The following is a 16,655-nucleotide window of genomic DNA, read 5'->3' as shown; positions in this document are numbered from 1 at the left end:
GGGAAAAGAAGCCGCCATGATCGACAGCAAATACTTCTACCAGCAGGCCGTTGCGCTGGCCGCCGCTGGTGACGAGCTTTACCGCCGGGGCTGGGTCCCCGCCACCAGTGGTAACTTCTCTTGTCGGCTCAATGCCGATTCGGCAATTGTTACTGCATCCGGTAATCACAAGGGCCGCCTTAGCCCCAGCGATTTCATTGCCGTTGACCTACAGGCCAAGCCGATCAGCAGCGGCAAACCCTCGGCAGAAACCGCCCTGCACACCCAGCTTTATGCCCGCTTCGCCCACATAGGCGCAGTACTGCACTGCCACTCCCCAGCAGCCACGGTTTTGTCGATGGCACTGGCCGACAGCCCTGAACTGGTGTTAGAAAATTACGAATTGCTCAAAGCCTTTGATGGCGTCGACACCCACGCCACCCGCGTGAGCATCCCCATCTTTGCCAACACCCAAGATATCGACGCCCTTGCGGTAGAGGCCGATCAATACCTGGCCGAGCACCCTCGCTGCCCCGCCTATTTAATTCGCGGCCACGGCGTGTATTGCTGGGGCAAAGATTTAGACGTCTGTATGCGCAATTTAGAAGCCGTCGATTTTCTTTTACACTGCGAACTCGAAAGAATGCGCCTTAGCCGCTAGGAGCCACCATGAGCACACTGACTATTTTTGCCGATTCCGACAGCAGCCAATCGTTGGTGCACAGCGCTGAGCCAATTGAGATTAGCCGCTTACTCGGCGCCGAGGGCGTTCGCTTTGAGCAATGGCAAACCCGCGATGACATTCGCGCTGGCGATAGCCAAGACGCCGTTTTAGCCGCCTATGCTGATGATGTGGAACGCTTAATTCGCGAACAAGGCTACCAAACCGTAGACGTGATCAGTATCGCCAGTGACAATCCGCAAAAAGACGCCCTTCGCCAAAAGTTTTTAGACGAACATACCCACAGCGAAGATGAAGTGCGCTTTTTTGTTGAGGGCCAAGGCCTGTTTGCCCTGCATATTGGCGACAAAGTATTTGAAATACTCTGTGAAAAAGGCGATTTACTAAGCGTACCCGCCAACACCCAACACTGGTTTGATCTTGGCCCAGAACCTGACTTAGTCGCCATTCGCTTTTTTAATAATCCCGATGGTTGGGTGGCGAATTACACTGGCAGCAAAATCGCCGACGCCTACTCACGCATTGCCGCTACACACTAAAAGCCAAGGGAATAAACTGTGATCAACACCGTTGTTACCGACATCGAAGGCACCACCAGCTCAATTCACTTTGTGCATGAAGTGCTCTTCCCTTATGCGGCAAAGAATTTGCCTGAGTTTGTTCGCAGCAATCACACTAAGTCTGAAGTAAATAGCGCATTACAAGACGTTGCCGCCTTAGCTGGCATTGCCGCCGATGATATTGACGCCCTCATCACCCAACTCTTGCGCTGGATTAGCGATGACAAAAAAGTCACACCGCTTAAAAGCTTGCAGGGCTTAGTCTGGGAACACGGCTACCGCAACGGCGATTACCAAGCCCATATTTACGCGGACGCATTAGCGTCCCTACAAGCTTGGCATCAGCAAGGCCTGGATCTCTATGTTTATTCCTCAGGCTCGGTTTACGCGCAAAAACTGTTTTTTGAATTTAATGAAGGCGGCGATTTAAGCAGCTTGTTTAAAGGCTATTTCGACACCGTTACCGGCGCCAAGCGCGAAGCCGATTCCTACAAAAAAATTCAAAAAGCGATTGGTAAACCAGCCGGTGAAATTTTATTTTTATCCGATATAGTTGAAGAGTTAGACGCCGCAGCCGAAGTCGGCATGCACACTGCGTGGCTACAAAGAGACGTGACTGATATTGAGCACCACCCCCGCCACGCCTGCGTTCGCAGCTTTGCTGATATTGAATTATCGGCGCTCCGATAAAATACCGGTTTTAACACATCGGATAGAGGAATATGGCCGCTGATTACGTGTGCTTTGGCCAATATTAGCAAAGCCTTTATCGAAATAGTTTTTCCTATAATGCCTTGTTCGTGTGGCGAATAAGCGTAGTTCTTATGTTAACGGAGCGACAGCGCACTGCATAAAGTACAAAACAAAGCTTTGGCGCTCCCGTGTACCAACTTGTTATGCTATACAGCATATCGTAATAGAGCAAAACACAAACCTAAACCAAATATATAAGTTCCAACCGCACCAACAAAGCGCATTGGATTCGGCTTAGCCATTGTTTTAGGAACAATAATACCTAACACAAATAAATAACGGCAAAACGTGACTAAAGCAATAAACCAGCCAACCCAGGCTGCATATTCGTACTGACTCAATATATAAATCAGTATCATAAGCACGGGAGCATACTCAATTGTATTTCCGTGAGCCCGTATCAGCTTATTCAACGTGTCCTCTGGATCATCAGCGCTTCCAGATAAAACATTAAACTTACCACGAGCCACTGTAACAAATATACCAAGGACTATTGTGAGTAGTGCTAGCAACACAATACACATTAATTCAACGTTCATAACCGGACCCCACAACATGAATAACATACGCACCCGTATGCTATTTCTTACAGACGACCCTGTCAATACGCAACCGTATGTTGTACGATCTGAATATGAATACACCTAAATCAAAATTGTCCGCAAATGACTGGCTTGATGTTGCACTGCAGGTATTAGCAGAGGATGGCCTAAGCGCTCTGGCAGTTGAGCCGTTGGCAAAAAGAATGGGTGTAACTAAAGGTAGTTTCTATTGGCATTTTAATAACAGAAAAGTACTTGTAATTGAATTGCTTAAATTTTGGGAAAATATTGAGCTTAGCTACCAAAAATCGATAGAGTCAAAAAATAGTTTGCCTAAGGATTTTTTAAAAGAAGCCTTAGGTATTCTTATTGAAGACGACACTAATAAAAGAGTTTTTCTAGCTCTCTCAAATGAACTAAATGATGAAGAGGTTAAGTATTTCTACCATCGCGCGGTAGCTAGACGCCTTAATATATTTGAATCGACCTATTCTCAAATGGGGGCAAGCAAAGATCAGGCTAGAACTATTGCTCACTCAGCATACTTTTCTTATCTAGGTTTAATCAAATCGTTAACTGATAAAAGCATAAACAGCAAGCCTAAGAAGCTAATAAAATCAGTTATTCATTCAGCTATAAACCCAAATTTCAACTAACGCATAACAGCTAGTAATAGCAGATTTCTTTAGTATTAATAGTTAAACTGCAGATTAAAATCTCAGCGACTGACCGCCAAAGTGAGACCGTCACACCGGACTTGATCCGGCATCTAGTGCGGTGAGCCTGAAGGACTTCGCTGGCGTTAGATTCTGAGTCAAATTCAGAATGACGGCTTAGCGTGGCTGACAACCAATTTTGACTAAGGCCCTCGTCTAAAATGAAATTGCGGGGCCTATATTCACCATTTTTGGCCAACATATGCCTTATAAGCTTGGCCACCCTTTGGGTGAAGCAATAGAACTTATTCGCTTGGATACACTATAGAGATTGTCTCGATCTCGCAGCGGCTTAACGCTTCAGAGTTACTGGCAATCACGTCATCTATCCGGGTTAATGCGTCGCTAATCGGTTTAAAGGCCAGCTGTTCTGCACTGCGCAGCGCGATGCAGTTTTTTCTTAAGCTCAGCAAATAGTGTTCGGCATTGTTGTTGGTAAAAATCAGGTGACGGTCATCTAGATATTGCCAATTGGCAACCTGGTAGGCGTCAACGGCCTCCACACTCTCGCCGGGGCGGTAACCGTATTCCGCCAAGCGTTCGTCCAGCGCCGGTTCGTCTTTGACTAGGGCGCAGCCGATAAGCGACACCGCTAAAATTTGAGCAAGCCCTATTTTTATATATTGTAAGTTCATATCCGCCTCCCGGAATGAATGCACACAAGTCTATGTACATTAGTCAGACCGCACCAAGGCGCTGAGGTTCGATACAGCCAACGTGCCAGCTCAAGCGATTTTTTTAGCCTGAAACAAATCGAGACGAAAGGTCTTGCGCCCGGCACTAAAGTTAACCGCAATGGTGTGCTTATCAACGGCGAGTACTGCACCTCGGCCAAATTTGTCGTGCGCCAGTATATCGCCAACACAAAAGTCTTTCGCACTGGCGCCGGCACCCGCTAGCGCAGCACTAACCACGGACTCCGGTGCGGGCTGCAATACCCGCGACACTAATAACCGCGGGAAAAAGCGTTTGGTACTGGAAAAGCTCACGACCAAACCAAGCGCATCAATATCGCTTACGCGCCCCAAGCCATAACGCGTATGCTGCAGATAGGCGCCCAGCTCGGGGTATCCGACTGAGCTTGCTACGGTATTTGCCTGCCACTCGGGCACAACCGCATCTAAATACCGCTGCGCCACGCTGGCAGTCGCGCCACCACTAGGTGGTAGATCAAATTGACGCGCACCCGCTTCTATCTGCGAACTGAGGCGCTGCGCCAAGTCCAGATTCATCTCCGCCAAAAACGGGCTCGGAAGCTGGTGCAATTCTGGGCGCTGGTCGGTCGACCAGCCATTTGTAGCATCGAGCCCCGGCGCAAATAAATACAAGGCTTTTATCGCCCGCGTCATTGCAACGTACATTAGACGGCGCTCAGCCTCCAAATGGTCAAGCTCTTGCCGGCGTCTATTACCCGCCTGGTAGGGCATATAATGAGCGCTCAAATTAGGGAGTAGGACAACAGGCCATTCTAGCCCCTTACTACGGTGCATGGTGGTGATGGTAACTGCCCCGGCTGTCGTATCCCCGCAGCCACTCTGATCACTCAGTTCGGCCAGCATGGCTAAAATTGCGCTCGGCGCTTGGTCCTGCTGTAGCGCTACAAACTCAATGAAGGCACTTACGGTGGCAGCACGATTTTCGCCATCTTCTCGGTTCAGAGCGTTATCTCGCATCAAGTTCAATAGATCGAGATCATTTACAAAGCGTCTTAGCCCCCGCCCCGCCCCGCGCTCCTGACCTAACTGCGCCAGTACCGTGGCAAGGCTTTGCAGGCGTTTTTCTTGATAAAAGGACAAGCTGTCTTCAGAGCGGTGTAAGGCGCTAAAGTCGCTTAGCACTATGCGCTCGGCATAGCCCCGCAACACCTCGTGACGAATCTTTAACTCACAGAATTTCAAAATATCAAATAATTGCTGATGCTGTTCAGCGGAGTCTTGGCTGGCAAATTCTCCCGCCATTAACCGCAGCAAGCTCATTAACACCTTAATTTCGCTGCGCTCAAGCACCCGGCTGCCACCCATGACCCGATTGGGAATCCCCCGTTTAAGCAAAGCCAATTCAACCGGCGCAGCTTGGGCCCAAGTCCGACATAAAAACGCCATTTCGCTGTAAGCCCGCCCCTCGGCGCGCTGCGCTTCACACGCCTGGGCGAAAACCGCGCCATCGGGGTTTTGCAAACAGAGTTCAACATGGCTGGGCGCGGCAGAATCTGCACTAATACAGAGGAGTGGATCGCGACGCTGATTATGACTAATCAACTGCGCAGCCGCTAATGCCAGCTGGTGGCCATAACGGAAGGTTCGCGACAACTGATAAGACTGATGGGAGTAGGTATCACCAAAATAACTCAGCATATATTCTGGTTTGGCGCCGCGAAACTCATAAATACACTGATCCGCGTCGCCCACCACTTGCAATTGCGCGCGCTCACCAGCCAAGGTCTTGAGCATAAAAAACTGGATATCATTAATATCCTGAAACTCATCAACAACAAACAACTCTACCCGGTTGGCTAGAAAATTAGCCAACGCCGGGTCATTGGCAATTAGCCGACAGGGATCGTAAAGAAAATCGGCAAAGCTCACCCTCGCCGCCGCCTTGCGCCACTGCTCAAAGCGCGCAAAAGCTTCAATAAATAGCTGATACTGCTCTGGGTAGCCGCCAAGCGCAAAGCTAACTTCCGGTGCTGCCAAGGTTGATTTGGCGAGGTCGACGAATCCAGAAAAAGTATCCAGCCACTGCTGTTGATCATCGCGAATCGCCGCACGCAGCGCCGACGTTCCCGCAGCCGCCTGCAAGGCTTTAAGCATTTCTAAGCTCGCCTGCACATCACCTAGGGGCGTGGGATCAAAGGTCGCTAAATGCCCCTCTTTGGCCAGCGACATTGCCAAATTACGTCCCATGGCATGAAAGGTACGCACCGGCGGTAGCTGGGCATTTGCACCCGCCGCAATACGGAGTTTATGACTAAAATCCTCTTGCGCCGCTTTATTGAACATTACCACCCGAATTAAACGGGGGTCCATACCCTCGCGTAAGCGCGCCAAAACGTAGGCCACCATGGTGCTGGTCTTACCTGCACCCGCCACCGCCATAACGCGCGCGTGGCCGCCACGATGACGAGTAATAATTTGCTGCTCTTCGGTAAGCATAGAAAACGCGAGACACAAAAAAAGGCCTTGCAGGATAGCAAGCTTGGCACTGCGCTTCACTCTCCATTTTGTTAGATAGCGGCGAGACCATGCCAAGTGCAACTGCCTAATGGGGCCGCAGACTTCGGTATACAGGTACTCTCTGCTACAATTTAATTCACCCTAATGGCACTGAATTGGCTTTTATAAATAAGTGCGCAATGTCGCATAAGCTTAAGGACACCGCAGTGGGCAGACCCTCAAAACCAATTATAACGAAAGAGCTGGCCGCCAAAGCTGCCCTCGCGGTGATAGATAGCCAAGGCATCGGGGGCATGAGCTTACAGCTAGTTGCGCAAAATATAGGGGTAAAGGCGCCATCTCTTTATTATCACTTTAAAAACAAGGCTGAATTACTCACCGAAGTCGCTAGATCGCTGCTAACCGAAGCCCGTATTTCAGAAAAGCAGCATTTCGAAGATTGGCGTGACGCGATAAGCACCCTGGCCCTCGCCACCCGGAAGTCAATTTTACAACACCCAAAAGCAGCGCCATTACTCTTAGAATTCTTCCCTAGGCACCTCATGCTACAAAGCTATGACTACTGGGTAGGTCAATTCGACCTCCCCATGGAGAAGCGCTTGCTGGTCATTGATGGCGTGGAAAAACTGACCTTTGGGTCGGCTATGCTCGGCGCCATGAGCCGCGCCAGCGGCAACGAGCCAATGCCGTCTTTTTCACCTGAGCAATTCCCTCATTTACACGCGGCTAACACTGCCAATGAACTTGACGAAACAGCCATATTTGTCGCCACCTTAAAGGCATTTCTAAACGCCTTTTGAACAAGCGCTACCAATAGGCCAAGTTTCTTAGGCCGCCCCGAGAAAGTGCAAAACGTTTTAAGCCATCAAAAAACCGTCGTGATTTACTAAAAGAACGGAAAAATTGGCGATTATATTGCGATTGCAATAGAACATCGCAGCCAAGCCATGCAAAATACGTGGCTTGTTATTTTACGAAAAGTATCAACAGTGACAACACCTCAGCGGTGAGTGACCACCAACAGACCCAACAATAAATGTAAGGCACGGTTAATGGATTTTCAGCAAATACAGGTCGAAATACGTGGGGCAGTGGGCATACTGCGCTTAAATGCCCCCGACAAACTGAATGCACTGACGCCCTTAATGGTAAGCGAGATCAGTACCGCCATTGATCATATCGCGCAACATTGCCGGGCTATGATAATTACCGGTGCAGGCCGGGCTTTTTGCTCGGGCGCGTCTTTAGACCCCAAGAATCCACTAAGCCCTGTTGACCAAGATCCCAGCGCAAGAGACCTCGGTTTGGTGCTCGAACAGCAACTCAACCCCATAATGCTCAAACTCAAAAATTTAGACATTCCATGGATTAGTGCCGTGCGCGGGGCGGCGGCAGGATTTGGCGCGTCGCTAGCCTTAGCTGCCGACATGATTTTGGCCAGCGAGACCGCTTATTTCGCCCAAATTTTTTCTAAAATTGGCCTTGTTCCAGACGGTGGTGCAAGCCACCTACTCAGCCGAACCATTGGCCGCGTACGCACAATGGAATTAATGTTCCTCGGTAACCGCCTTAGTGCTGAAAACGCCCTGGCGTGGGGGCTGATCAATCGCGTGGTGAACGACACGCAGCTCGAAGAGCAGGCCTTTTCACTGGCAACCACCTTGGCCAACGGCCCCAGCCAAGCCTTAGGCATGACCCGCAAGGCAATATGGGCGGCCACCGACGACAGCTGGGAGCTGACGTTAAAAAATGAGCGTGAACAGCAAAAAATAGCAGGTCGAAGCATAGAATTTGACGAAGGCCTCGCGGCATTCACCGAAAAGCGCCCTGCGGCGTTCAACGGCCAATAACAACAACTAACCGCAACACCAGTAGTGCGGCAATGCCACACCGAAAGTTAAAAAAACCAAGCGAGAATATGTTTATGAGTGAACATTGTATAATTATTGGTGCAAGCCACGCTGCAGCCCAATTAGCCTCTAGCCTGCGCCAAGAGGGCTGGGAAGGCAAAATTTCTATCGTCGGTGACGAGCCATACATGCCTTACCACCGCCCGCCACTATCAAAAGCCTTCTTTGTTGGCGAGAAGACTGAAGACGAACTATTGATTCGCGCAGCCAATTTTTACGAAAAAAACAATATCGATCTCCTACTCGGCTGCAGGGTGAGCCGTATTGATCGCGATGCAAAGAAGATCATCCTGCAGGACGATGCCGAAATTGCCTACACCAAACTGGCGATTACCACCGGCGCAAGAGTCCGAAAAATTCCCTTTAAGGGCAGCGAGTTGGCTGGCGTATTTTATATGCGCGACCTTAACGACGTTAAGCAAACTCACAAATTTACCGGCAAAGGTAAGTCTGCAGTCATAATCGGCGGCGGCTATATTGGCCTAGAAACGGCGGCATCGCTGCGCAAAATTGGTATGTCGGTTACGGTTATCGAGGCCATGAGCCGCGTTCTACAGCGTGTTACCGCACCTGAAGTCTCTGCGTTCTACACCCGCGTCCACACCGAAGAAGGTGTCGACATTCGCACCGATGCTGGCGTAGATGCCATTACGGGTGACCAGCATGTGGACGGCGTCCGCCTCAGTGACGGCACCACCATACCCGCCGATCTCGTCATTATTGGCGTTGGCGTAATACCCAATATTGAAATCGCTGAGGCCGCTGGCCTAACAATCGATAATGGTATTGCGGTTGATGAACATGCGCGCACCAATGACCACGACATTCTTGCCGCAGGCGATTGCACCAATCACTATAACCCGATTTACCAGCGCAAACTGCGCCTTGAGTCAGTTCAAAATGCCACAGACCAAGCGAAAATTGCCGCTAAAACCATTTGCGGCAAGCTTGAGGTCTACAATGCGCTGCCCTGGTTCTGGTCTGATCAATATGATCTGAAACTGCAAATTGCGGGTTTGTCGCAAGGCTTTGACCAAGTCATTATTCGCGGCGACAGTGAAAGCAGCCGGAGCTTTGCCGCGTTTTACCTCTGTGAAGGACGCTTAATTGCGGTAGATGCAATCAACCGTCCCAAGGAGTTTATGACCACTAAGCGTGCCTTGAGCACTGGGCAAACTGCCGACCCTATAAAACTTGCTGACGATTCGATCGACATCAAAGACGCCTTTACCAATTAATATCAAGTAAGAGAGAAACGCATGCCTTTAATCATTTTTAAATCTCACGACGGTGAAACCAAAGAAGTTCACGCCGAAACTGGCACAAGCATTATGCAGGCTGCAGTTGATAACGGTATCGACGGTATTCTTGGCGAATGCGGCGGCTGTTGCAGCTGCGCGACTTGCCACTGCTACGTTGACCCAGCTTGGGTGGCTAAAGTCAGCCCAGCAGACAGCACTGAAGCCGACATGCTCGAATGCGTGCTCGAGCCCAAGGAAACGAGCCGCCTAAGCTGCCAAGTAACCCTCACCGACGAAATGGATGGCATTATCATCGGTATGCCTAAGTCTCAGTACTAAACCTCTTCGGTATCGAGCGCTGAACGCTGCTTGCTCCGCACTACGTGGTAATCAAACAGCGTTCAGAAACCTCCCTCTTCAGCTAAAGCGTTTAACTTCTTATCGGCCCACCATTTTCACCCGGCCACCGAGAACCACCTATAGTGTCGGCAAAGGGGTGAAAACCCTCCTCATCCAGCGCGCCTTCCAAGGTAATTTGACGGTCTAAAAACACCGGCGTCCATAAATGGGCTTGCGGCTCACTACGCGGTGGCAAGCGGCTCGCCACTGGGTCCCAAGGGCTATCATTCAAGCGTAAATTACCCTCGAGTTTCTCGACAAAAGCCGTGCCATATTTACTGTAAACGCGAACAACATGGGGCGGGAAATCATAGTCGGTCTTTGTCATATCAACGCCGCGCAGACATTTGATCCACCACTCATTGGTTTCAAACTCAGGAGGGATTTCACCCACACCGCTGACCTTACCGTGGTATTCCAAGAACGTGTAACCGCGGTGGGTGACGCTGGCAGAAATCGTATCCATAAGGCGGAAATATTTGGTTTCAGCGTAGAATTTCGGCTGACCCCAGCGCTCATGGCTACCAAAAATTGCGGCTTCCTGGTCAATGCCAATACCGAGGGTGTATTCACCCTCTATACCATTGTATATCGCGTCGACATTGACCACACAGCCGTATTCGGGCTCGTTCAACACCGGAAAATTGTAGATAGTAATAGTGACTTTTGGACTTTTTCCCGGCGAAATACCGGGTGGCAACAAGGCCGCTATATTCGCTGGGTCCGTTAAATAACTGATTTTCAACATTGGCCAGTTGAGAATTTCTCCGGGAACCGTTACGGGCGAAACAGGCGTAGTCATAGTACTTCCTCGTTATTATTGATTAGGGTTTGACCGAGCTTAAGCAACATAAAACTGTTTGAACCACTTGCGGTATTTGGCAATTGGACCATCACCATCGCAAAGTGTCGGCTCCTCGAGATAGACCTTATTTTCCCAAATAGGAATATCCTGATTCACCTGATGCACGATCTCATCGCGGAACGCATTGGCATACAGTGTGTGTTCATCGCTCTGCTGCTTAGGCAGGGTGAAGCAAAAGCGCATGTGGATATTTTGGTCGTCGATTGGGGTGATTGTGCCCATCATAACGACATCAAATAGCCGCGAGAATTTTTGATAAGTGAGTCCAGGACCATAGGACCACGCTTCTAATCGCCCCTCATCATAGCTCTGACCACTGCGATCAATATTACCAAATTCGTCCATCGCCTCTTGCTTGCTATCCATTAGCGTACAGCGAGTGTGACCATTCATCGTCACCACACCCTGCGGCATTTCTGGCGAGTTGTGCACGGTAACAAAGTGCGCGATATCCGCGGCGTTTTCACCGGTTTCTTGAATAATCGAATTGATTTCCCACTCGAAAGTATCGACGTCCGTCCACTCAGGTGAGTGCAACTCGGCAATGGTATGCACCTCAAAACTAGGCTCTGCACCTTCTGGGTGGTACCAAGCCCAGATCATTTGATTGCGTTCAGCAACGGGGTAACGGCCAATAGCCTGTTTACCGTCTACCTTTGGCGGCATATTTTTGGCGTAGGGCACCTTGGTACAATAACCCTCGCCATTAAACTCCCAAGCATGAAATGGGCAACTGATGCTCTCGCCCTTTACAACGCCGCCGTGGCCCAAGTGAGCGCCCAAATGCGGACAATGTGCATTTAACAGTGTGGCCTCACCCGATTCCGTGCGAAATAGCACTAAGTCCCGACCAAAATAGCGCAATGGCTTCACATCGCCCACCGCGAGCTCTGCAGAATATCCAATGGCAAACCAACCCAGTGGAATAGGCTTGTCATACCGCTTACTCATACTATCTCTCCTGCGAAACATAGACTTTCCAATAAGGATAAGCCGAAAAAGGTAACCATGGTGTAAAAAAAGTATACGGTTTCCATTTGCAGGTCAAGCACGGTTTGTAAAAATTGAATTACGGATCATTAATCCGCGACGAGACAATGCCCTTCGCCGGGACAGCGGTAGCCGCAAATACTGCACTCGCGGCTTATTTAGGAGGAATTTCAGTAGAGCGGAACAAAATACTAAATCTTAGCGCCATGGCTGCCAAACCACGTTACGCCTGACACTGCGGGCGAATAACGTGCGTTAAGGGGCGGCGAGCATGCTACTTACAATAAAATCCCGCAACTGGGTGAAGCGCTCTTGGCTGTTGTAATTATCATCGTGCAGCCAATTCAGAGTAATGGCATTTGCCATACCCACTGTCATTTCTGCACAGAACTCAGGGGTTATGCCGGGCTTTAACTGGGATTGGCTATTACTGTATAGCCGATAAAAATAGCTATTCATAAACGCCAATTGCCCCGCCCCCTGGCTTAAATTAGTCGACAAGGAACCCACTAAATACGCGATTAACTCGCGCTCTAACTTACTTGCAGTACTATTGCGTGTCGCCAAAATCCCAAGAATATAATCGAGCTGCTCCGCCAAATCGCCGGATGTAGCAATCGCTTCACTCACCAAATCATCGGTACGCTGCAACAACTCAGACTGGCATATATCGACCATTAAATCGTGCTTGGACGCGTAATAATTGTAAAACGTCTTCTTGGCAATATCGACACAGTCGCAAATAGCATCAATAGTAATGCCTTCGACACCGTAACGCGCGATAAGGCGCAGGGTCTGTTCCGAGATATTTTCCCGAACGGCCTTCTTCTTACGCTCACGGCGTCCAAGCTGTGTCACTGGCAATTATCCACCCCAATATTTCGTTAAAGCAGAGATAGTAACGTATGCGCAGCGCTTAGGCCAAGATCGCCATCAACTAGCGACTTGAGCGCCGCCTTATTTGCGCAGCTCAATAGAGTAAGCTCAAGCGTTCAAATTAATTGGTGGCGCACTGATGTCACCCGACTTAGCCACATCTAGAATCTCGTTTAAGATCATTGCAATCTCTGCGATTAGCGCCGCATCAATGTCAGCGGCCTGTAATACGCTCTGAATTTTTATCTGCACTTCGTTACTTAAGCTATCTATCGGTTTAACATTCAAAATACTTGAGGTTCCCGCTATAGCGTGCATTTTTCGGTACACATCGCGCAATAATTCGGGCGAATAATTGCTAGCAATATAATCCTGCCACAGACTTAAAACGGGTAAAACGCGATCATATAAATTGGCAATATATTCCGTCTGCAGCGCCGCGAGCTGAGCGTCGACGCTCGGCTTTTCGTTTAACTCACTGTCACTCATCGCACGCCGCCCATATTGCCCGCACATCGTCGGCCAAGGTCATAGGATTAAAGGGCTTGCTGATCACATCTGCTGCACCAAGGCGCTTAAATTGTTCGACTTCATCGGCTTGGACTTTTGCAGTAATGAACACCACCGGCGTCGCTTTAAACTCCGGCATATCCCTAAGCTTACACAGTATTTGCGGGCCGTCCATGCCAGGCATCATCACATCCAGAATAATTAACTGCGGCATAAAGTCGTTGATTAAACTCAAGCCTTCTTCGCCACTGGAGCAAGTGATGACGTTTAAGCCACCAACTTGATGCAGCGCAATCTCGGCCACTAAGCGAATATCAGGCTCATCTTCAATATACAAAACTCGTTCAAGCTTCACCGATGCTGTCATTGCGGGCTACCCTGCCGCTGTAATTGTTGCTTTAGGTCAATATGAAATTCTGTGCCTTGGCCAATGACAGTATCAAAGGAAAGCTCACCATGATGTCGTTCAATAATGGCTTTGGAAATATGCAAGCCCAAGCCAGTGCCACTCATTTCACGCTTATCTGAGGTATCTGCCTGAGTAAATTTTTCAAAGACCCTGTTCTGAAAATTGAGGGGAATACCTGGGCCATAATCGCGCACCGTAATCCGGATGCCGTCATTCCGGCGCCCAGCTTGAACCTCTATTTGTGAATTCTGATGAGAAAACTTCGCCGCATTAGACATTAAATTGCTCATCACCTGCATAAGGCGATCCGGATCCACATAAATATAGAGCTTGGAGGGGCAATCTAGTAGCACAAATTTAACGTGGTGCTTTTCAGCGTAAGCTTGGTTATCAGAAATTGCGGTTTCTAAAAACGAATGCAACAGCACTCGCTTAAAATTCAATTTCATTTTTTCAGATTCAATTTTAGAAATATCTAAAATATCATTAATCAGCAACAACAGACGATCACTGTTCTTGTGAGCAATGGTGATGAGCATTTTCTCCTGATCGGATCCCTTGGCTACCGCCTTACCTATTATCAGCTCTAAAGATGCCTTAATTGACGTTAGCGGCGTTCGCAGTTCATGACTTACCGTGGCAATAAATTCATCTTTAATACGCTGCTCATGTACCCTGCGCATCGCCTCTCGAAGCTTTTCTTCGGTTTCTTTACGCTCTGAAATATCCCGCACGATACCGGTAAACATACGCTGACCGTTGACCTCCATCTCGCTAATGGCCAACTCTAATGGAAACGTAGTGCCGTCCTTCCGAAGCCCCGTCACCTCTCGACCAATACCAATAATTTTCTTTTCACCGGTATGAAGGTAATTCTCTAAATATTGATCGTGCTCATGTCGATAGGGGTCAGGCATGAGCATCGAAACATTATTGCCGCTAAGTTCGTCTAAGCGATAACCAAATATTTTTTCAGCAGCAGGGTTAACCGTTTCAATGCAACCACGGTCACTAATTGTAATAACGCCATCAACAATAGTGTCGAGAATTGCCTTGGTGCGGGCTAGAAATTCACGGAGCTTCTCTTCGGTAGCCTTGCGCCGCGATATATCCCGAACGATGCCAGTAAACATACGCTGGCCATTCACTTCCATCTCGCTAATAGCCAGCTCGAGCGGGAATGTACTGCCGTCTTTACGCCGGCCAGTGACCTCGCGACCAATACCAATAATTTTCTTTTCGCCGGTACTAAGATAATTACTAAGGTAGCTGTCGTGCTCTCGTTGATAGGGGTTAGGCATCAACATAGAGACATTTTGGCCACTGAGTTCGTCTAGCCGATAGCCAAAGATTTTTTCAACCGCAGGATTAACGGTTTCAATTAGACCACGATCACTAATCGTAATCACGCCATCTACGATCGTCTCTACAATCGCCTTTGTACGTGACAGTAAATCATTGACTGCGTCCTGCCCCTTCATGCATTCCCCTGAATTTTCAACAAACAGCCTACTACTGCGAAGAGTGTAGCTGTGTGAACCATCTCAGTAACTCGGGAATATACTTACGAGGCCTAGCGCACGCTAAAAACCCTCCGCAAAAATAATACAAGCTATTGATATATAAGATTAAAAATTAATTTTTACATACCACCACAGGTAAGCTATGCCCCACGACGACAAATTAACTTGTGTGTATAAATACACTGTAGTATATTTTTTAGAACAAAAAACATCGCGAATTCCGTTCGCGCACAAGCTCGCTAGGACCAACAAATATAATACGAGGATAGCCAGTATGCCCCAATCGCTGCCAGAATTAGCCCCGATCGAAACCCTATTCGACCCTACATCCAAGGCGTACAGCGAGAATCCCGGCCCTCAATGCCTTGCAATAGCCGAACGCGGGCCACTGGTATGGTATGCGCCGTGGCAGGCGTGGATCATGACCCAAATGCCTGACATCATGGATTGCTGGAAGCGAGAATACCTCTCCTCAGACTTCTATGACTGGGAGTTTGCACCACCGCGTCCCACTGAAGAAAACTGGAATAATTTCGAAAAAGCCCTGGTCGGCCACAGCCTGCTAGCCGATCAAGGCCATCATCGTTTGGTTCGTCGCATCACCGCACCAGCATTTTCGCGTAATGTCGTTGAGAATATTCAGCGCCGCCTTGAACCTCATGTTAAAAAGCTATTTGATGAGATTGGCCAGCCTGAGAGTTTTGACTATATCGAGGAAGTCGCAAGGCATATTCCTTTTATCTCGATTACCGCCATGATCGGCGTACCAGAAAAATATTGGCCTGCCATGAAGCGGGTAACCATGACGTTTACCGAAACCTGGAACCCAACCATTTCTGAAGAGCGCAGGCTACGCGCGCAAGACGACAGCAATAAAGCCATCGATATTCTGCAAGAGGTCATTGCCGAGCGCCGCAAGGACCCAGTCGACGGTGACTTTCTCAGCACCCTTCTTAAAATTGAAGCTGAGAATGAGAAATTTAATGAGTGGGATATTATCACGTTAATTTTGGCGTTAATTGGCGCCGGCGCAGACACCACACTCGTGGCCCAGCAGTGGTCGGTTTATACCCTGCTAAAAAACCCCGATCAAATCCCCTTAGCACTAGAGTCGGCAGATGCCTTTTCGAATGCCTTTAGCGAAATAATGCGTTGGTCAGGCAACTCTAAAATGGGCTTTGCTCGCTATGCCCCAGCAGATATGGCGCTTCTTGGCCAAGAAGTGAAAAAGGGGCAGATGGTTTTAATGATGCCCCACCTCAAAGATCACAACCCCGAGTACTATGACAACCCAGAAAAACTGGATGTTCGCCGCGTATTCGAACCCGATGTGCTCTTTGGCTACGGGCCACGGTTTTGCATTGGCGCAGCACTTGCTAAACGCCAATTGTACTTAACACTAAGTGAGCTATTTAAGCGTTTTCCTAAGCTCAGCCTTGCTGAGGAGCCAGAAAAAAGTTTAGAAGATCATAATTCCGTGGTGTTTAAGACATTAAAACTCAACACCAACTGCAATTAAGTATTCAC

The 16,655-nt window shown here is 48.9% G+C and carries 18 protein-coding genes; 9 read left to right on the top strand and 9 right to left on the bottom strand.

What is annotated here, in order from left to right; genetic code table 11:
- Nucleotides 1–16 precede the first annotated feature (16 nt).
- The 3 genes from HNQ57_RS14520 to mtnC are packed head-to-tail and all read left to right on the top strand — an operon-like array spanning nt 17 to nt 1,911.
- Nucleotides 17–640, top strand: a complete 624-nt coding sequence (locus tag HNQ57_RS14520) for a methylthioribulose 1-phosphate dehydratase (protein WP_184464184.1) — start codon at nt 17–19, stop codon at nt 638–640.
- A gap of 8 nt (nt 641–648) precedes the next feature.
- Complete coding sequence (locus HNQ57_RS14515) at nt 649–1,200, top strand: 1,2-dihydroxy-3-keto-5-methylthiopentene dioxygenase (RefSeq protein WP_184464182.1); 552 nt, start codon at nt 649–651, stop codon at nt 1,198–1,200.
- A gap of 18 nt (nt 1,201–1,218) precedes the next feature.
- Nucleotides 1,219–1,911: an acireductone synthase gene (gene mtnC / locus HNQ57_RS14510; RefSeq protein WP_184464180.1), complete on the top strand. Its 693-nt coding sequence runs from the start codon at nt 1,219–1,221 to the stop codon at nt 1,909–1,911.
- 209 nt (nt 1,912–2,120) lie between these two features.
- Here mtnC and HNQ57_RS14505 read toward each other — a convergent pair whose 3' ends face one another.
- The gene (locus tag HNQ57_RS14505; protein ID WP_184464178.1) at nt 2,121–2,513 is read right to left on the bottom strand and encodes an MAPEG family protein; all 393 of its coding nucleotides are present in this window, start codon (nt 2,511–2,513) and stop codon (nt 2,121–2,123) included.
- A 95-nt stretch (nt 2,514–2,608) separates the two neighbouring features.
- On the opposite strand from HNQ57_RS14505, the gene HNQ57_RS14500 reads away from it, so the two are divergent.
- Complete coding sequence (locus tag HNQ57_RS14500) at nt 2,609–3,172, top strand: TetR/AcrR family transcriptional regulator (RefSeq protein WP_184464176.1); 564 nt, start codon at nt 2,609–2,611, stop codon at nt 3,170–3,172.
- A 305-nt stretch (nt 3,173–3,477) separates the two neighbouring features.
- On the opposite strand, the gene HNQ57_RS14495 is transcribed toward HNQ57_RS14500, so the two are convergent.
- Both HNQ57_RS14495 and HNQ57_RS14490 read right to left on the bottom strand, forming a co-directional pair.
- On the bottom strand, nt 3,478–3,867 hold the full coding sequence (locus HNQ57_RS14495; RefSeq protein ID WP_184464174.1) for a DUF6491 family protein: 390 nt from the start codon (nt 3,865–3,867) through the stop codon (nt 3,478–3,480).
- A 90-nt stretch (nt 3,868–3,957) separates the two neighbouring features.
- The gene (locus HNQ57_RS14490) at nt 3,958–6,384 is read right to left on the bottom strand and encodes an ATP-dependent helicase (protein ID WP_184464172.1); all 2,427 of its coding nucleotides are present in this window, start codon (nt 6,382–6,384) and stop codon (nt 3,958–3,960) included.
- A gap of 227 nt (nt 6,385–6,611) precedes the next feature.
- Here HNQ57_RS14490 and HNQ57_RS14485 point away from each other — a divergent pair, with 227 nt between their 5' ends.
- From HNQ57_RS14485 to HNQ57_RS14470, 4 genes are all read left to right on the top strand, one after another.
- Nucleotides 6,612–7,205, top strand: a complete 594-nt coding sequence (locus tag HNQ57_RS14485) for a TetR/AcrR family transcriptional regulator (RefSeq protein WP_184464170.1) — start codon at nt 6,612–6,614, stop codon at nt 7,203–7,205.
- A gap of 252 nt (nt 7,206–7,457) precedes the next feature.
- Complete coding sequence (locus HNQ57_RS14480) at nt 7,458–8,255, top strand: enoyl-CoA hydratase-related protein (RefSeq protein ID WP_184464168.1); 798 nt, start codon at nt 7,458–7,460, stop codon at nt 8,253–8,255.
- A gap of 74 nt (nt 8,256–8,329) precedes the next feature.
- Nucleotides 8,330–9,553, top strand: a complete 1,224-nt coding sequence (locus HNQ57_RS14475) for an NAD(P)/FAD-dependent oxidoreductase (protein WP_184464166.1) — start codon at nt 8,330–8,332, stop codon at nt 9,551–9,553.
- Nucleotides 9,554–9,574: 21 nt separating this feature from the next.
- Nucleotides 9,575–9,895 (top strand): 2Fe-2S iron-sulfur cluster-binding protein, encoded by a 321-nt coding sequence (locus tag HNQ57_RS14470; RefSeq protein ID WP_184464164.1) that lies wholly within the window; start codon nt 9,575–9,577, stop codon nt 9,893–9,895.
- Between the two features lie 91 nt (nt 9,896–9,986).
- On the opposite strand, the gene HNQ57_RS14465 is transcribed toward HNQ57_RS14470, so the two are convergent.
- The 6 genes from HNQ57_RS14465 to HNQ57_RS14440 form a co-directional block, all read right to left on the bottom strand.
- Nucleotides 9,987–10,757, bottom strand: a complete 771-nt coding sequence (locus tag HNQ57_RS14465) for an acetoacetate decarboxylase family protein (protein ID WP_184464162.1) — start codon at nt 10,755–10,757, stop codon at nt 9,987–9,989.
- Nucleotides 10,758–10,796: 39 nt separating this feature from the next.
- Nucleotides 10,797–11,771: a Rieske 2Fe-2S domain-containing protein gene (locus HNQ57_RS14460; RefSeq protein ID WP_184464160.1), complete on the bottom strand. Its 975-nt coding sequence runs from the start codon at nt 11,769–11,771 to the stop codon at nt 10,797–10,799.
- Between the two features lie 294 nt (nt 11,772–12,065).
- Nucleotides 12,066–12,668, bottom strand: coding sequence for a TetR/AcrR family transcriptional regulator (locus tag HNQ57_RS14455; protein WP_184464158.1), 603 nt, complete (start codon nt 12,666–12,668; stop codon nt 12,066–12,068).
- A 126-nt stretch (nt 12,669–12,794) separates the two neighbouring features.
- Nucleotides 12,795–13,175, bottom strand: coding sequence for a hypothetical protein (locus HNQ57_RS14450; protein ID WP_184464156.1), 381 nt, complete (start codon nt 13,173–13,175; stop codon nt 12,795–12,797).
- Nucleotides 13,168–13,563: a response regulator gene (locus HNQ57_RS14445; protein ID WP_184464154.1), complete on the bottom strand. Its 396-nt coding sequence runs from the start codon at nt 13,561–13,563 to the stop codon at nt 13,168–13,170. The genes HNQ57_RS14450 and HNQ57_RS14445 overlap by 8 nt, the downstream gene beginning before the upstream one ends.
- Nucleotides 13,560–15,086: a PAS domain-containing sensor histidine kinase gene (locus HNQ57_RS14440; protein ID WP_184464152.1), complete on the bottom strand. Its 1,527-nt coding sequence runs from the start codon at nt 15,084–15,086 to the stop codon at nt 13,560–13,562. The genes HNQ57_RS14445 and HNQ57_RS14440 overlap by 4 nt, the downstream gene beginning before the upstream one ends.
- 316 nt (nt 15,087–15,402) lie before the next feature.
- On the opposite strand from HNQ57_RS14440, the gene HNQ57_RS14435 reads away from it, so the two are divergent.
- Nucleotides 15,403–16,647, top strand: coding sequence for a cytochrome P450 (locus HNQ57_RS14435; RefSeq protein ID WP_184464150.1), 1,245 nt, complete (start codon nt 15,403–15,405; stop codon nt 16,645–16,647).
- The last annotated feature ends 8 nt before the right edge of the window (nt 16,648–16,655 follow it).

Source organism: Zhongshania antarctica, assembly GCF_014202945.1.
In the GTDB taxonomy this organism is placed as follows: domain Bacteria; phylum Pseudomonadota; class Gammaproteobacteria; order Pseudomonadales; family Spongiibacteraceae; genus Spongiibacter; species Spongiibacter antarcticus.
This window is presented reverse-complemented; position numbering and strand designations above follow the sequence as displayed.

Excerpts from the sequence above, each read along its gene's own strand:
- HNQ57_RS14520 (WP_184464184.1), top strand. The coding sequence starts at position 17 with ATGATCGACAGCAAATACTTCTACCAGCAGGCCGTTGCGCTGGCCGCC.
- HNQ57_RS14515 (WP_184464182.1), top strand. The coding sequence starts at position 649 with ATGAGCACACTGACTATTTTTGCCGATTCCGACAGCAGCCAATCGTTG.
- HNQ57_RS14505 (WP_184464178.1), bottom strand. The coding sequence starts at position 2,513 with ATGAACGTTGAATTAATGTGTATTGTGTTGCTAGCACTACTCACAATA.
- HNQ57_RS14500 (WP_184464176.1), top strand. The coding sequence starts at position 2,609 with ATGAATACACCTAAATCAAAATTGTCCGCAAATGACTGGCTTGATGTT.
- HNQ57_RS14495 (WP_184464174.1), bottom strand. The coding sequence starts at position 3,867 with ATGAACTTACAATATATAAAAATAGGGCTTGCTCAAATTTTAGCGGTG.
- HNQ57_RS14490 (WP_184464172.1), bottom strand. The coding sequence starts at position 6,384 with ATGCTTACCGAAGAGCAGCAAATTATTACTCGTCATCGTGGCGGCCAC.
- HNQ57_RS14480 (WP_184464168.1), top strand. The coding sequence starts at position 7,458 with ATGGATTTTCAGCAAATACAGGTCGAAATACGTGGGGCAGTGGGCATA.
- HNQ57_RS14475 (WP_184464166.1), top strand. The coding sequence starts at position 8,330 with ATGAGTGAACATTGTATAATTATTGGTGCAAGCCACGCTGCAGCCCAA.
- HNQ57_RS14470 (WP_184464164.1), top strand. The coding sequence starts at position 9,575 with ATGCCTTTAATCATTTTTAAATCTCACGACGGTGAAACCAAAGAAGTT.
- HNQ57_RS14465 (WP_184464162.1), bottom strand. The coding sequence starts at position 10,757 with ATGACTACGCCTGTTTCGCCCGTAACGGTTCCCGGAGAAATTCTCAAC.
- HNQ57_RS14460 (WP_184464160.1), bottom strand. The coding sequence starts at position 11,771 with ATGAGTAAGCGGTATGACAAGCCTATTCCACTGGGTTGGTTTGCCATT.
- HNQ57_RS14450 (WP_184464156.1), bottom strand. The coding sequence starts at position 13,175 with ATGAGTGACAGTGAGTTAAACGAAAAGCCGAGCGTCGACGCTCAGCTC.
- HNQ57_RS14445 (WP_184464154.1), bottom strand. The coding sequence starts at position 13,563 with ATGACAGCATCGGTGAAGCTTGAACGAGTTTTGTATATTGAAGATGAG.
- HNQ57_RS14440 (WP_184464152.1), bottom strand. The coding sequence starts at position 15,086 with ATGAAGGGGCAGGACGCAGTCAATGATTTACTGTCACGTACAAAGGCG.
- HNQ57_RS14435 (WP_184464150.1), top strand. The coding sequence starts at position 15,403 with ATGCCCCAATCGCTGCCAGAATTAGCCCCGATCGAAACCCTATTCGAC.